2 protein-coding genes are annotated in these 17,607 nt (G+C 70.1%); both read right to left on the minus strand.

Going from position 1 to position 17,607, the window contains the following annotated elements:
* Nucleotides 1-95: 95 nt before the first annotated feature.
* The gene (locus ACFWGP_RS14205) at nt 96-10,100 is read right to left on the minus strand and encodes a hypothetical protein (protein ID WP_376931187.1); all 10,005 of its coding nucleotides are present in this window, start codon (nt 10,098-10,100) and stop codon (nt 96-98) included.
* 259 nt (nt 10,101-10,359) lie between these two features.
* Entirely contained in the window at nt 10,360-17,568 is a 7,209-nt protein-coding gene (locus ACFWGP_RS14210) for a collagen binding domain-containing protein (protein WP_376931188.1), read from the minus strand.
* Between the last annotated feature and the right edge of the window lie 39 nt (nt 17,569-17,607).

The following is a 17,607-nucleotide window of genomic DNA, read 5'->3' on the forward strand; positions in this document are numbered from 1 at the left end:
CGCGTCGACGCACCCGCTGCGCCGACCTCCGACCTGTCGGGTCGCCGCCGCCCGAGCTGGGGGGCTTCGGGCGGCGGCGGCCGTTCCGTCGGGTGCTACTCGGTGCGCCGCTCCCCCGGCCGGCGGCGACGGACGATCGTCACCGCGACCAGCAGCGCGCCGGTCAGCAGCAGCCCGGCAGCTCCCCACAGGAAGGGGCTCCCTGCGAACCCGGTCGACGCGATGCCCGGGGTCGGGTTCGGGGTCGGCGACGGGTCCGTCACGACGGTGACCGTGACGGTCGAGTCGTCGCACAGCACGGGAAGCTCGGGATCGACCGCCGAGGTCGGGGCGACACCGTCTCCGCCCGTCGCGTCGTCCTCGGCCTCCGGTTCGACCGGTGCATCGTCGGGGTCGTTCCAGCAGACCTCGCCGGTGTTGTCGACGCGACCGACGCTCGACTCGGGATCGAGCACCACGGAGAGCACGACGTCCGGGGCATCCGGCTCGGTTCCTCCGATCATGCCGGTGAGCACGCAGTGCAGCGTGCCGCCGTAGCCGTCGGCATCCGCGTCGTTCACCGCGCAGTCGTCCCAGCGCGGGAACGCGGGCGCCTCGTCGGTCGTGATGGCCGTGACCTTCAGGTCGGACGGGATCTCGTCGAAGAGCTCCATGTTCTCGATCGCGCCGAGGCCCGAGTTGGTCACCGAGAGGGTGTAGTCGAACGCGCCGCCCGGCTTCACCTCGTCGACGCTCGCCGTCTTCACGATCTCGACCGACGGATCGCGCACGACCTCGCACGCGGGCGTCGCCTGCGGGTAGACCGCGAGGATCGACTCGCTCGGGTTGACCGAGAAGGTGATCGTCATCGGGTTCACCTGGTCCGCGAACGCGTAGCTCTCGAGCTTCGAGTCCTTGACCATGTTCTCCCACCCGGCGACGATGCCGTTCTCGCCGACGACGTCGCCCTCCTCCACGAGGCGCCACCCGGGCCACCCGATCGAAATGCCGTCGTCGTCCACGACACCGTACGGCCAGAGCAGGCGCCCCGCGCGCTCGCTCCACGGGATCTCGGTGACGATCGGCTCGGCGTCGGGGTAGACGCTCGGATCGGGTGTCCAGGTCACCGTGATCGGACCGGGCTCGACGTCGTCGGAGATCGCGACGTCGTAATAGAGGTACGGCACGTCGTTGACGCAGCGGGTGTACGCCGCCGAGTCGATCGCCTTGGTCGGCACGTCGACGTCGTCGCAGTCGTTCTCGGGCACCATGTCGGGGATGACCCCGTCCTCGGCCACGGGCATGACCCGGGCGAGCTCGGGCTCCTGGCCTGCGACGATCGCCACGCACGCCTCGTTGTGGATGTCTCCGAGGTCGACGGTCGGCAGCTCGGGTGCCGGGTCGTCGGGTCCGACCGGCGGAACCGGCGGCAGCGGCGCGGGCACGGCCACCTGCACCGGGATGGTGATCGTCGTCACCGCACCGGCCGGGTACGTCCCCGTATAGGTCGCCGCGAACGCGTTCTCGGTGACGCCCGAGGTCTGCGCCCACGTTCCCGGCTGCGCCGGCGAATCGGCGGCTTCGAAGGTCGCCGCTCCGGTGACGATCAGGTCGTCGGGCAGCACGTCGCCGACCTCGAGCCCCGGCGCGTCGAGCGTGCCGTGGTTCGTCACGGTCAGGGTGTACTCGAAGGCGTCGCCGGCCTGGACGGCCGTCGTCCCCTCGGGCAGCAGGACGTCCTTCCCGATGCCGACGTCGAGCGAGTCGGCGACGTTGTTCAGGGTGCACGCCGTGGTGCCGCCGGTCGCCACCAGCGCGTGCGTGACCGCGGCGTCGCCGCAGAGCCAGGCATCGGGGTGGTAGTAGGCGGCGAAGGGGTTGCCCGCATGCGTGGCGGCCAGCTGCTCGGCGAGCAGGTACGAACCGGTCGGCACGACGAGCTCGACGCCGCCGCCGTTCAGGAACTGCGCGAGGAGCGATCCGGAGTCGCCGCTGAGGTTCCAGTCGGCGGCGACGAGCAGCTCGGAGGGATCGATCCCGAGGTCGAGGAGCGCCGAGTTGTCGACGGTCTTCGACAGCTTCAGCTTGCCGACCGGAATCTCCGTGCAGCCTTCGAGCTCGGTGACGAGCGTGCCGTTCCGCAGCTCGGCGGTGTTCAGGAACCCGCCGCCGGTCTCGCTCGCCTCGCACGTCGCGAGGTCGATCGAGGTGATCGACGCGACGTTCGCGCGCACCGTGACGGTCCACACGTGCGTGTCGCCCGCGGTGATCGGCTGCGCGGTCGCGAGGGTCGTGGCGTCCTGCCCGTTCCACCCCGCCACCTCATCGCCGTCGGGATCCTCGGCGGTCGCCGACTCGATGGTCACGCCGTCGGGGAAGGCGAGCGCGTCGTCGAGGTCGTAGACGAGATCGTGATCGCCGACCGTGCCGACGGTGATGTCGTAGGTCACCTCCCAGTCGCCGAGTCCGAGGCTCGTCGCCGGGTGCGCGACCTTCGTCGCCGTGGTGCGGCCGGGCTCGTCGCAGGCGTCGGCACCCGACGGCACCCCGGCCACGGTGAGCACGGCGGTGTTCGCGAAGCCGCCCTGCTCGCCCGGCACGCAGCTCGTCGATCCCTCGACCTCCTCGGTCGCCGGGTCGTCCCACACCGCATCGGCGGCGACGGTCGCCTGCACGGTCACGACGTACTCGTGGCTCCCCGCCGAGGCGGGCAGGACCACGTCGTTCGCGAGCTCCTCGACGGGCTCGCCGGCCGGGTCCTCCCATTCGCCCTCGGCACCGTCCGGTCCGGTCCACACGGCCTCATCGATGTCGATGCCATCGCCGAACCCGGCGAGCGAGTCGACCAGGTCGTACGTGACGGCCGACACGTGGCTCTCGTTGAACACCGTGACCCGGTACTCGATGCTCCAGGTGCCGTCGTCGAGTTGTTCGACGCCGATGACCTGCTTGTCGAGGGAGTACTCCGCGGGCTGCGCCGTGTTCACGATCGTGCAGGTGACGTCGTCGCCCGGTTCGAGGTTCACGGTGTCGTCGTCGAGGACGCCCGTTGCGTCGCAGCTCCATGCGCCGGCGTCGAACTCGTCGGCGCCGTCGAAGTCGCTCGCGAGCTCGCCCAGCACGTAGTCGACGTTCGCCTCGACCTCACCGGTGGCGGTGCCCGCGCCGGCGACGATCGCGGACTCGCCCTCCTCGGTGGCGGAGACCGTCCACAGCGTCGGCGGGAACTCCGCCTCGACCGAATCGGGCGCGACGTCCTTCACGAGCGTGAGGGTGGGTGCGATGTCGGTGTTCTCGATCACGCAGTCGACGGTGGCGCCGAGCTCGTCGACGGTCAGCTGCGCCGTCGCCGCGCCGTCGTCGGAGACGAGCGTGAACGCGTCATCGCCCTGCTCCGAGCTGCAGCTCCACGTGGCAGAGACCTCGTAGTCGACGCCGTCCTCCCAGGCGGGCGACACCTCGCCGAGCGTGTACGCGACGTCGAGGTCGACCGCCCCGCTCGCCGTGGCCGGGCCGCCGAATCCGTCGTCCGGGCCGGTCGCCGAGACCGTCCAGTCGGACGCGACCGCGTCGCCGCCGTGGGCGTTCACCACGTGCTTCTCGAGGTTCACCGTCTGCACGCACTCGACTTCGTTCGTGACGAGGAACGTCGACACCGAGGCATCCAGCCGGTGTTCGCCCGTGCCGTTCGAGACCGCGTCGACGATCTCGCACCCGATCGGGACGACCACGTCGGTCTCGCCGATCGCGACCTCGTCGCCGATCGCATACGGACCGCTCTCGGCACCCCAGTCGACGTCGGAGCCGTCGAGCTGACCCTGAGCGCCGAACCCTGCGGGCAGGTCGTCGCCGTCCCAGGCGATCGGATCGCCGCCGTCGATGACCCAGGCCTTGTCGACGATGACGACGACGGGAACGTCGACGCAGCCGTCATCGCTCCACTCGCCGCCCGAGGTGACGACCGCCCGGTTGAGGAGGCCCTGGCCGTCGTCGCCGCCGCAGCGGAGCGCCGGACCCTCGGCGTCGGCGTCGACCGTGAACGAGACGGTCACCGTGTAGGTGTGCATCGCTCCCCCGGCGAGCGCCTGGTCCAGGGCGATCACGTCGGTGGCCGGGTCGGCTCCGTTCCAGTCGGGGTCGACCGTGACGTCGGTGCTCTCGACCGAGCGGTCGGTGATCGTGACGCCGCCGGCGAAGTCGGGGGTGTCGGCGAGATCGTAGACGAGCCCCTGCGTAGCGCTCGAGTTCGTCACCGTGAGCTCGTACGACACCTCCCAGTGGTCTCCCGACTTCACGGCCTCGCTGCCGATCGGGGTCTTCGCGATCACCGGCCGGGCCGGCACGGCGCAGCCGTCGTCCGACTGCGGCACGCCGCCCGACGTGAGCGTCGCCCGGTTGAGGAAGCCGACGTTCGGCGACTCCTCGGTCGGCGCGCAGGTCGTGGTCGTCGGGTCGGCGAACGCCGCCTCGTCCGCCTTCGCCGTGACCGTCACCGTGTAGGTGTGGGTGGCCCCCTCGGCGATCGGCTTCGGCGTCGGACCGACGATCGTCGCGGTGTCGCCGGTCTGCGGGTCGGCGCCCCAGGTGCCGTCGTCGCCCCCGCCCGACCACGTGGCCGACTCGATGTCGATCGCGCCGCCGACGTGCAGCGTGTCGTCGAGCGTGTAGGTCGACACGTAGTCGGGGTTGCCGGTCACCGTGATCTCGTAGACCGCGGTCCACGTGCCGTCTCCGGCCTGCGTCACCGTCGGGTCCGACTTCGCGATCGTCGGGCGACCGCCCTCCCGCACGGGCGTGCAGTCCCAGTCGGAGTCGGTGATCGCCCCGCTCGTGACCGTCGCCGTGTTCAGGAAGCCCCTGCCCGGTGTGCCGTTCTCGGTGCACTGCCGGTCGTCGGCCGTCACCGCGCCGGCCGGCGCGTCGACGTTGAACACGAGGGTGTAGACCGCCAGGTCGCCGCCGAGGATCGGGGCGTCCGTCGCGAGGGTGATCGCACCGCCCGCGTACGGCTGTGCGGGACCGCCGTTGATGCTCACGGTGTTGAAGGCGACGCCGCCCGGGTAGGCGGGCGTGTCGGCCAGCGAGTAGTGGGCGGGCTTGGCGCCCGGGGCCGAATTGTCGACCGTGACGGTGTAGCTCACGTTCCACGAGGCATCCGGCTGCTGCGCCGCCGTCGCCCCCGTCTTCTCGACCGTCGGCGCGCTCGGCGCGTCGCAGGCGGTGTCGGTGAGGATCGCCCCACCGGCGGTCAGCGTCGCGAGGTTGTTGAACGCGCCGTTCGCGCCATCCCGCGGGCAGAGCGCCTGCGCGTCCGTCAGCGCGGGCCCGTCGAGCGCGATGCCCGTCACGGTGATCCGGTACGTGTGCTTCGGATCGGGGTCGCCCGCCGCGAGGTAGACGTCGCTCGCGATCGCGCCCGATCCGGCCCACGCGCTCGGGAACGGAGAGCCGTCCTTCGTGATGGCGTAGGAGGCCGCCGAGAGGTCGACGCCCGCGCCGAACCTCAGCGCGTCGGCGAGCGAGTAGGTGCCGCCGGCCGCGCCGGTGTTCGTCACGACCAGGTCGTAGGCGATGCTCCAGAGGCCGTCGGAGTGCTGGGCCACCGAGCCGGCGGCGACCTGCTTGTCGATCGCCATGGTCGGCGGCGTGAGGGTCACGCACCCCGTGGCACCGTCGGTCTGGTTGCCGGACTCGAGCGTGGCGGTGTTGTCGAGGCCGCCGTCGCCCGGGCAGCGGAAGCCCGCCTGGTCGGCGCCGATCTCCACGACGACCTGCACCTCGTAGACGTGCTCGTCGAGGCCGGCCGTGCCCGGCAGCGTCACGTCGTCGGCGAGCAGGGTGTTCGGCGCGAAGCCCGTCCACGAGGCCACGGTCGGCACGGGCTGTGCGACCACCGTCGCGGGACCCGTCGGGACCGCGCCGGCCGGCAGGTCGAGCTCGTCGACGAGGTCGTAGACGACGCTCGTCGTGGCCGACGGGTTCGTGACGGTGATGGTGTACGGCAGGGTCCACGTCCCGTCGCCGTTGTCGACCGCCGTGCCGCCGGTCTTGGCGATCGTCGGCTTCACCGGCAGGGCGCAGTCGGATGCCTCGTACGGGGTCTGTCCGACGTACATCGTCGCCGTGTTGAGGAAGCCGACGGTGCCCGGCTCGAGCTCATCGCACGCGGGAGCGGTCGTGCCGTCGAAGTCGGCGCCGTCGTCGACGGTCGCGTTCACGGTCACCCGCCAGGTGTGCGAGGTGCCCGCGGCGAGCGCGGGCTCGCCGTCGAACGGCTGGATCTGGTCGAACGCGACCGTCCACGGCTGGCTCGACCCGGCCGGCAGCGGCAGCACGCGCTGGTAGCTGGCACTGTTCACCGTGACGTCGGAGCCGAAGTGCAGCTCGTCGGAGAGGATGTAGCCGAGCGGCTGGAAGGCGCTCGGGTTCGTCACCACGACGTCGTACGTGACGGTCCAGCTGCCGTCGGCGTTCGGCACGGGCACCGCCGCCGTCTTCGTGATCGACGGGGTGATCGGCTTCAGCGTGTTCGTGACCGTGCACGACACCTCGTCGCCGGCGCCGAGGGCGGGCACGGCCGCACCGGGAACGCCCGGCCCGTCGTTCAGCGAACAGCTCCAGACGCCGGCGGCGAACTGGTCGGCGTCCGCGAGGTCGGTGGTCTCGGCGAGTTCGAACGCGACGCCCGCCGGCACGGTGACCGGGCCACCCGTGCCACCCGGGCCCTGGGCCACGACCTGGTGGTCGTCGGAACGGCTCGCGCTGAGCGTCCAGCCGTCCGCGGGCGCGACATCACCGGTCACGATCTTCGTGAGTTCGAGCGTCGGGGCGATCGGGTCGTTGTGCACGACGCACGTGCCCTGCCCGAGGGCCGCCACCGTGATCTCGTTCGTCTCGACGAACTGGCCGTTCGGCGTCGTGCGGCACATGATCGACGTCTGCTCCCAGCCGTCGGGGCCGCCGGTCTCGGAGATCGTGTAGGTCTGGCCGGGGCGCACGAAGACCGTGTCGCCCGAGGTCGCCTCGACGGGGTCCAGGCCGGCGGGCGCCGGCGCCTCGGGCGTCGCGACCAGGGTCCAGTCGGCGGGGTCGGCGTCGATGTCGAGATCGTTGACGACGTTCTTGACGAGCGTCAGCGACGCCGTCTGGTTGACCGCGGTGCACCTGACCCGGAAGCCGAGGGGCACGGTGACGCCGCCGTTGATCCCGTCGGCGAACCCGGGGATCGTGGTTCCCTCCTCGTCGACCTGCACGCAGTTCCAGCTGCCGGTCGCGGGCGGGGTCGGGATGCCGCCCGGAAGGATCGTCTGGACGTACCGCGGATCGCCGTCCTCGGTAAGGGGATAGCGCACCGCCGGGGTGACCGGTGCGGTCGCACCGCTCGTGCCGTTCGGGCCGGCGAGCGCGCCGACGGGGGCGACGGCGTCGAGCGTCCAGTCGGCCGGCTGCGCGTCGCCGTTCGCGACGCTCTTCACGAGCGTGAGCTCCGCGGTGCAGGTGACGACGTTCGTGAGCGTGAACGTGTTGCCGCCGGATTCGAGGGTCGGCGAGAACGGCAGCGTCTCGTCGACGACCTCACCGTTCGCGAGCGTGACCGTGCTCTTCGTCACGCGACACAGGTCGCGGTCGCCGACGCCGGTCGTCTCGGAGATCGAGACTTCGTCGCCCGCGGTGTATCCCGTCTGCACGACCCCGAACGGCTTGTTCGCGCCGTCGAGCTTCAGCTGCGCGGTGAGTCCGGCGGGCTGGTTGCCGTTGGTGAAGGTCTGCCCGTTCACGATCCACATCTTGTCGATCCGGACGTCGGCCTGCGGCTCGGGCGGGCGGTTCCAGACCGTGCAGGTGACGGCGACGGTCGGGCCGACGTCGATCGTGAAGCCGACCGCACCGTCGTTCACGACGGCGACCGGGTCACCCGACTCGACCTCGGTGCAGACCGCGTTCTTGCCGCCGGTCGTGACGAGCGAGTAGCCGGACTGCTGCGACTCGGTGACGGTCACCGACCCCGCCGACGACGCGTTGTCGAACTCGAGCGGGAAGTTGACCGCGCCGGTGCCGTCCTGCGTCGTGCCGCTCTGCGTCGCGGGCGTGATCTCGGGGTCGTTCGAGTCGACCGCGAACTCCCAGCCCGCTGTCGGGATCGCACCGGTCTTCTGCTCACCGGTCGTTCCCTCGTCGACCACCTGCTTGACGACGGAGACCGACCCTTCGCAGTCGCCGAGCGCGAGCTCGCGCAGGGTCTCGCCTGCCGCCTCGTAGTTCTCGGTCTGGAAGTAGTCGGAGCCCGCATCGGGGCCGGAGATCGCGACGAGGTTGTCGGGCGAGCCGTCGATGCCGTCGCCGACGCCGACCGCGACCATGCGGATACCGAGCGCCTTCACCGCGTTCGCGGAGAACACGCCGTTCTCGACCTCGCGGAAACGCGTGCGGTTGCCCGGCCCCTCGTCGTTCGAGTACACCGTCGGGTTGCCGTCGGTGAGGATGACGGCGAGGTCGTAGTCGATGCCGCTCGCGGCGACCTGGCTGATGCCGCGATCCCAGTTCGTCGCCTCGGTCGGGGTGCCGAAGTCGTCGATGTGCTCCTTGACGGTCTCGGCGCCGGCGGGCGTCGAGACGGGGGTCATCGACAGGTTCGATCCGGCCGAGGCCGGTGCGACGTTGTTGAACGTGTAGATGCCGATCTGCGAGGGGGTGCCGGTGAGCGCGTCCACGAAGTCGTTCGCGGCGTTCTTCAGCTGCGTCTCGTACGGTGCCACCGAGCCCGACAGGTCGATGACGAGGGCGACGTCGATGCCGCACTGCTGCGGAGCCACCGGGTTGACGCGGGAGTTCTGCCAGATGCCACCCGACGCCTGGTTGTTGTCGTTGCCCGAGGCGATCATGAAATCGGCGCTCGAGGCGAGGTCGTCACCGCTGCCGACGGCGGGTGTGCGGAAGCGGTACGCCTGCGAGCCGGGCGTCGAACCGATGGCGAGCGTGTCGTTCGAGAACCAGCCGGCCGGAACGTCGTCCGGCGCGACGCGCTGCACGACCCAGTAGCGGCTGCCGTCGGGGGTCGGCACGGTGAAGGTGCAGACGCCCGAGGCGTTCGACGTGCAGGTCGACCACGGCTGGCCGATGAGCGCACCGGGGGTGCCTGCGCTGTCGGCCCGCAGTTCGAGCTGCACGCCGGCGAGTCCGGAGACGCTCGCGGGGCCGGTGCGGTCGCCGCCGACGCGGACCGCGATGGTGGCGGGCTCGACGAGCGTGAACGTGAACGTGCAGTCGGCCCAGCGGCCGTTGGAGTTGGGGAAGGTCACCGTGCGGTCATCGGCGTCGAAGCTCGGATCGGCACCCTGCTGGCTGCTGACGTCGCAGTCGAACCCGGTGAGCGAGTACCCGGCGGCGCCGCCGTCGGCGTACAGCGTGTACGTCGAGTTGCGCGGTACCGGGCGCTCCTCGTCGTCGTCGAAGTCGTAGTTGTCCTGCGCGGCGTTCGCGCGGATCGCGTGCAGCGTCCAGGCGTCCGCCGTCGCGGACCCGCCGACGACCTCGATGCGCATCGTCAGGTCCGAGCAGTTGCTCGTGCAGTCGGCCGTGTCCGCAGGGAACGCCGCGAGCGGCGCGATCGCGGCCGCCTGCTGCTGCCGGTCCGCCGGCGGGTCGGTGCCCGATGTCGCCTTCGGCTCGGAGCTCGGCGGGTCGCTCGCCTCGGGCGCCTCGACGTCGGGCGTCTCCGTGGCGGCGGGCGGCTCGTCACCGGACTGGGGCTCGGCCGGCGGCTGCTCGGTCGTCGGCTCGTCGGCGGGCGCCTCGCTCGGCGTCGCGGCCGAATCCGAGCCCGTCTCCCGGGCGTCCGCCCCCTCGCCTGAGCCGTCCCCCGCGCTCGGCTCCGATTCGGATGCGTCCGCCGCGAGCTGCTCGGGCGTCTGCGACGACGCCGTCGACGAGGCGTCCGACGCGTCGACGCCGCCGGCCGCGGCGAACGCCATCGTCGGCAGGCCGATCGCGAGCATGGCGCCCGCGGTGATCGCCGCGATCGTCGCGCGGACCGATCGGGACCGGCGCTCGGCGCGGCGGCGGCGCGCACGACGGCCGTCGGGATTCGAGGCTGAGCGGAACGGGTCGAACAAGCTGTCCATGGTCGTCGAACCTTCTGATCGGGTATGCCGCGGCATTCGGAGGTCGCGCAGTTGCGCTGAGTCAATCAGAGAATTCGGGGGACACAACAGGGTACAGCTGGCACCAAAACGGGGGACAGAACAGGTTTCGATTACGCGCTGATCAGGACTTACGAAATTCTTGTCACCCGAAAGCGGGGTACTCGAATTCTTCTGCTCGGGGGACAAGACAACCGGGGGCCGGGCCTACTGGCCCGACCCCCGGAAGGTGAGTGCGGAGCTATGCCTGCGGTGCCCCGTGCTGCTTGCGCCGACGGATCACCACGCCCGCGGCGACCAGCATGCCGCCCAGGATGACGAGCCCGGCAGCGCCCCAGATGAACGGCTGACCGGCGAAGCCGGTCTCGGCGATCGCGGGCTTGGGCTGCGGGATCGTCACCGTCACCGAGTCGTCGTCGCAGACCACGGCCGGGTCCTCGGACGTGTCGTCGGCGTTCTGCCAGCAGACCTCGCCGATGTTCTCGACCTCGGTCGACGTCGTGTCGGGATCGACGTGCACGTCGAGCACGATGTCCGGCGCCTCCGGGTAGTCGGGCCCGAGCACCCCGAGCAGGTCGCAGTGCAGCAGGCCGCCGTAGCCGTCGCTGTCCTGACCCGTGACCTCGCAGTCCTCCCAGCGCGGGAAGGTCGGCGAGCCGGCGGTCGTGATGTCGTCGACCCGCAGCTCCGACGGGATCTCGTCGAAGATCTCCACCGGGTCGGCCGCGCCGGTGCCGGTCGCGCTGACGGAGAGCGTGTACTCGAAGTCGGTGCCCGGCTTCGCCTGGGTGACGCTCGCCTCCTTCACGATGCTCACCTCGGGCTCACGGTCGATCGCGCACGTCGGGAGGGCCTGCGGGTAGACCGCGAGGACCGACTGCGACGGGTTGATCGAGAACGTGATCGTCGCGGGGTTCTCCATGTCGCGCCACGGGTACGTCGGCACGGTCTCGTCGAGGATCAGGTCGCCGAACCTCGTGCCCGGGGTGGGCGGGTTCGCGAGGTCCTCCTCGGTGATCGGACGCCAGCCCGGGAACTCGTACGGGACGCCGTTCTCGTCGACCGCGGCCCCCGGCCAGAGCAGCTTGCCGTCGCGCTCGTCCCACGGGACGGTCTGCGTCTTCGTGAGCGTGCCGTCGGCACTCGTCCAGGTCACCGTGATGTCGCCCGGCTCGACGCCGTCGGACACCTCGATGTCGAAGTAGAGCCACGGCACATCGGCGACGCAGCGCACGTACGCGCCGGCGTCGATCGCCTTCTTCGGCACCTCGACCGAGTCGCAGTTGTTGCGCTCGATGAGGTCGGGCAAGACGCCCTCGCCGGCGGTGATCGCCACGCACGCCTCGTTCGGCACGTCGTCGAGGTCGACCGGCTCGACGGTCGGGGCGGGGTCGTCCGGCCCGACGGCGTCGGGCGTCTCGACGGGCGCCGCGGGCAGCGTCACCGGGATCGTGATCGTGATCACGTCGCCCGGCGCGAACGGCCCGTCACCGTGGGCGGCGAACTCGTTGTCGCCCGCCGTGCCCGTCTCCGCCCAGGTGCCCGGGCCCTCGAACGTCGGCGCACCGGCGACCACGAGCTCGGGGTCGATCACGTCGGTGACGTCGAGCCCCTCGACCGGAATGCTCGAGTGGTTCGTCACCGTCAGCACGAAGTCGAAGGTGTCGCCCTGCTCGATGTACCCGTCGGGATCGTCGCCGAGGTCGTACGCCTTCTCGATGCCGACGTCGACGAGCTCGGCCTTGTTGGTGATGTCGCAGCTCGTGAGCTTGCCCACCTCGACCGTGGCGATTGCGCCTTCGACGGGATCGCCGTCGCCGATCGTGCAGCTCCACAGCTTCGCGAAGAAGTACTTCAGCAGCGGGTGCGCGGATGCCTCGGCGGTCACCTGCTCGGTGAGCCCGTAGTCGCCCGTGGGAACCGTGAACACGGTGCCCGCCTGGCCGAGCACCTGCAGCGTGTGGGCGCTGCCTGCGGCCTTGAGCCACCAGTCCTTCGCAGCCAGGAGCAGCTGGCCGTCGCCGAGCCCGAGGTCGCTGAGGTCGATGCCCTCGAACGCGCTCAGGTCGACGTGCTTGGCCAGCGTGATCTGACCGACCGGGATGTTGGCGCAGTCATCGACGTCGGTGACGATCGTGCCGTTGTCGAGCGTCGCGGCGTTGAAGAAGCCCTTGCCGCTCGTCGACTCGACGCACGTCGCCTCATCGATGTCCGTGATCTCGTCGACGTCGGCCACCACGGTGATCTCGTAGGTGTGCACGGCCGACTTCTCGATCGGGGCGTCGTCGGCGAGCGCGGTCACGGTGTCGCCGTTCCAGTCGGCGACGTCGACGGAGCCCGTGTCGGGCGCGTCGGTCGTCGCCGTGGCCGAGACGATCTCGACACCGGCGGGGAAGCCGAGGTCGTCGTTCAGGTCGTAGTACTGGTCGCGGACGTCACTGAGGTTCGTGACGACCACTTCGTACCGGACCGTCCAGTCGCCGGTGACGGCGTCGCGCGACGGGTTCGGGCTCTCCTCGGTGCTCTCGACGAGCGTCTTGGTGACGGTCGTGCGGCCGGGAACGTCGCAGTCGGTGGCCTCCTGCGGCTCGCCGTGGCCGACGGTGAGCCAGGCGGTGTTGCGGAATCCGCCGTTGTCGCCCTCCTGGCACTGGTCCTGACCGGTCTCGTAGACCTCGGCCGGCACCGTCGCATTGATCGTGATCACGTAGGTGTCGGTCTGCGATGCGGGCACCGAGGTGTCGTCGGCGAGCACGAAGCTCGGCGGGTCGCCGATCGGGTTCCACGTCGCGGCCGAGCTGTCGGCCGGGCCCGATGCCTCGGCGTCGTTGATCACGACGCCGGCGCCGAACTGCGGTTCGTCGGTCAGGTCGTAGACCAGCGGAGCCACCGGGCTCTGGTTCGTCACTGTCACCTCGTACTCGAGGTCCCACGTTCCGTCGGTCGCCTGGGCGATCGACGTGAGCTCCTTGGTGATGACGCCGGTCGGCGGGATCACCTTGTTCGTGAGCCCGCACTCGACCTCGAGGCCCGGCGTCGCCGTGAAGGCGAAGCCGGCGTCGTCGCCGTTCTCGTCGGTCAGCAGGTCGCCGCCGACCGAGCAGGTGATCTCGCCGCCCGTCCACCCGTCGGGCACGGGCAGCTCGGTGATGACGTACTGCTCGCCGATCGCGAGGTTCGACCAGGTCGCGGTGTCGGTCGTGTCGCCCGTCCCGCTGACGGTCTGCGGGCTGTCGCCCACGACGCCGGCGGTCGGGCTGATCGCGAGCTGGAACGACCACTCGAACTCATCGGGCACGCCCGAGACGCTCTTCTCGACCGTCACCTTGCCGGGCACCGCGGCGTTCTCGATCGTGCAGCTGATCGAGAGGCCGGGCGTCACCAGGAACTGGAAGCCGTCGGCATTCGCGTCGGCATCCTCGAGCTGGCCGCTGTTGCAGACGAAGTCGCCCTCGTTCCAGCCGGACTCGTCGCCCTCGGTGAGGGTGTAGGTCTGGCCGACCTCGAGGTCGCTCCAGCTGACGCTCGGGTCTTCGTCGGTCACCGTCTGCGACGCCGGGTCACCGGGCGTCAGGAAGATCTCGAACTCGAAGTCGTACCCGTCGGGCACGCCGTCGACGGTCTTGCGCACCGTCAGGTCGCCGGTGTCGGGCGCGTTCGTGTAGGTGCAGTGCACGACGTCGCCGGCGGCGAGGTCGATGGTCGCGAGCGCGTCGTCGTACTCGACGGTCGACGTGTCGCCCTCGCCGATCGTGCACTGGAGACCGGTGAGGTGCCAGTTCGCCTCGGCGAGCTCCTCGACGGTGTACTCACCGGGCACGAGCAGCGCCGACTCCCAGGGGTCGTCGCCGTCGGTCAGTGCGAACGAGTCGTCGCCGAACTCGAAGTCGAACTCCTGCGTCGCGCCACCGGGGATCGAGTCGACACCCGGCACGACCTTGTCGACGATGATCTTGCCGAGCTGCGTGTTCGAGTAGGTGCAGACGACGGTCTCACCCGGGTCGAGGTCGATCGTGCCGACGAGGCCGTCGACGCTCGAACCCTGGTCGGGGTCGGCGCACTGCAGGGTGCCGACGTGCGCGTTCGTGAGGATCTCGGTCACGTGGTAGGTGCCGGGAAGCACGTCGTTGTACGTCGTCGAGCCGGTGCCCTGGTCGGTCGAGATCGAGAACGGACCCGACCCCGCCCAGTCACCGGTGAAGTTGAACGTCGCGTCGTCACCGTCGATGTTCTTGACGATCACGATGGTGGCCTTCGCCGTGTTCGTGATGGTGCATTCGAACGTGTCGCCCGGCTGCACCGTGAACCCGGTCTCGTCGATGTCGGTCCACGTGTCGGAGCCGACCGCCTTCACCTTGCAGATGAGGGCGCCCGCCGTCCACCCGCCGCCGGGTGCCTTCTCGGCGATCGAGTACTTCGTGCCCGGCACGAGGTTCGTGAACGTGGTGGAGTCCGACCCGCCGGCGGCCACGCTCACCGACTGCTCGATCGGCGCTCCGTCGGGAGCGATCGGGTCGAGTACGAAGGTGAAGGTGCCGGCCGCACCGATCGCGGTCTTGGTGACCTTCGCCGTCGCGGGCACGGCCCGGTTCGTCGCCTCGCAGGTGAGGGTGAATCCCGGTGTCACCGTGAACTGGTCGCCGGCCGTGTTCGGGTCGGCATCCTCGATGCCGCAGTCGACCGGGCTCGACTCCCAACCGGGCTTCGCGGTCTCGGTGATCGTGTACGTCTCACCGATCGTGAGGTTCTTCCACGTGATGCTCTCGGTGGAGTTGCCCGTGCCCGAGACGGTCTGCGTCGCCGACGGCGTCACCCCGGCCGACGGGTCGATCGTGAAGTCGAACGACCATGCGAAGCCCGGGGCCACCCCCGACACCGTCTTCTCGAGCGTCACCTCGCCGGCCTTCGCCGTGTTCGTGATGTCGCACTCGACGACGAGGCCGGGCGTCACCGTGAACGTCACCGACGCGTTGGTCGCGTCGCCGTCCTGGTCGGTCACGTTGCAGGTGAAGCTCTTGAGCGTCCACCCGTCGGGCACCGTCTCGGTGATCGTGTAGGTCTTGCCCACGACCAGGTTGTCCCACTCGGCGGTCGGGTCGTCGCTGTCGACCGTCTGCGGGTTCTGCTCGCTCGCCGGGGCGTCGCTGAGGCTCAGCGAGAAGGGGCCCCACTCGACGCCGTCGGGCACGTTCTCGACGTGCTTCTCGACGACGAGCTTGCCCTTGGTCGCCTCGTTCGTGACGGTGCAGACGACGCTCTGGCCGATGCCGACCACCACGTCGCGCGTCGCCGAGGTCGTCTGCGACGGAACGCCGCCGTCGACCGCGCACGAGATGTTGTCGACCTTCCAGCCGTCGGGCAGGTTCACCTCTTCGAGCGTGTAGGTGTCGGGCTTGATGTTGTCGAACACCTTCTGCGCGTCGTCCTGCAGCGAGAAGTCCGGCTGACCCTCGACCGTGAAGTCGAACACCTGCGTCGCGCCGTCGGGAATGGTCTGCTTGATGACCGTCAGGTCGCCGCGCTGCGTGTTCGTGTAGGTGCAGGTGACGAGTTCGCCCGGGTCGAGGTCGATCGTGCCGACGCCGGTCGCGACGTCGCCGCTCGAGGTGTCGTCGGCGACGTCACCGGCGCAGGTGAGCGCGGTCACGTCGTACTCGGGGGCCGGGGTCAGTTCCTTGACGCTGTACTGACCGGGCGTGACGCTCGCGTACAGCGTCTCAGCGGTGCCGTTCTCACCCGGGGTCAGCGAGAACGACGAGCCGCCGGTCCAGTTGCCCTCGAAGTCGAACTCGCCGCTGTCGCCCTGGACCTTCTTGATGATCTTGATCTGACCGTCCTGGCGGTTCGTGAACGTGCAGTCGATGACCTGGCCGGCGACGGTCTGCACCGACGCGGACGCGGTCGGCACATCGGTCTGGTAGGCGCCGCCCTGCGGGGTGCACGCGATCGTCTGGAGCTTCCACTTCGGGTCGCCCGGCTCGGCGATCTCCTTGATGTCGACGACCGAGCCCGGCGTGTAGTAGAACACCTGCGAGCTCGAGTTGCCGGGAACCTGGACGTTGCCCTGCTGCCCGGTGATCGTGAAGTCGAACGTGGCCGCATCGCCCTGCGCGACCTTCGTGATCTTGACGCCCGACGTGACGTTCTCGACGGTGCAGGTCGTCGTGGCGCCGACGTACATCTTGAAGCTGCCGTCGGTCGTCGACTCGACCTGGTTCGTCGTCGGGTTGGTCACCGAGCACGAGGTCTGCTTGAACGCCCACGGGGCCGGCGGTGCCGCCTCGGTGAGCTTGTAGTCGTTGCCGGCGAAGACGTTGCCCCAGTTGTGGGTGTCGCCGATCTTGATCGCCGCGCCGAGGCCGTTGTTGCCGGCGACCGTGTCGGTCGGACCGGTCAGCGTGCCGTCGTGCACCAGGCCGCCGCCCGTGCGGTTGACGGTGTAGTTGAACGTCGCGTCGGGTCCCCCGGCGGTGCCGATCTTCTTCACGACGAGGTTGCCGCAGTTCGAGAGCGTGATGGGGTTCTGCGAGACGAGCATGTCCTGGAGGGTGGCCGTGTCGCTGTTGCCGGTGCGCGTGATGAAGCCCGCATCGAGGAACGAGCGGCACGAGCCGTCGGACGGCAGCAGGCCGGACGCGGTGAGGTCGACGGCCATCTCGCCGAACGTGGCGTCGGTGCCGCTCGTGTTCGTGTCGGTGTTCCCGCCGACGGCCGCCTGGTACACGATCGGGTTGCCGATCGGCTCCCAGCTGTTGCCGTCCCACGAGAGCACGCGAACCGACGTGGTCGGGTTGCCGGCCGGATCGTAGTTGAACTCGATGAGGTAGTCGTCGGAGCGGCCGGCCTGCGGACCCTGGAAGATCTCGTACGACGTCATGTCGCCGTTGCCCGAGAGGCGGGTCCAGTAGGCGTAGAAGATCGTGTGAGCGACGCCGTTGACGGTGACGACCTCGTACGCCGACCCACCCGTACAGGCATCGCCCTTGGCGTTCGCCGAGTTGCTGATGAGCGTCTTCCACGGATCGTCGTCGACCTTCGCACCGCCGGGGAACACGCTCAGCGTCTCCGACGCGCCGCACGTGCCTGGCGTGCCGTAGGTCGCCCCGCTGTCCGCCGTGCGCTGCGCCTGGAGGATGCCGGACGACTGATGTCCCGAAGCCGTGGTGTACGCGGGCTTCGGCGTCGACCCGACGACGCCGATCCAGTCGTTCGCCCCCGCGGTGTTGCCGTCGATCTCGAACGACGTCTGGATGCCGTTCGACAACGTGGCGGCAGCCGCCGACTGCGCCGGCGCGACCGCCACGAACACGGCACCGCCGGTCGCGACGAGGCCGGCGATCGCGAGCGCACTGATCAGCCGCTGCCTCGCCCTCCTCATCTGGAGGCGCAGGGCCCGAGGGCCGGTCGCCGGGTCGGTGGAACGGGTGCGCAGAGATCGCTTGACGTTCATCATCAGCCTTCGGGTTTCGGAAGTGGGCACTTCCGGCTG

The sequence above is a fragment of the Agromyces sp. NPDC127015 genome (genome assembly GCF_042725165.1).
Lineage (GTDB): Bacteria > Actinomycetota > Actinomycetes > Actinomycetales > Microbacteriaceae > Agromyces > Agromyces chromiiresistens.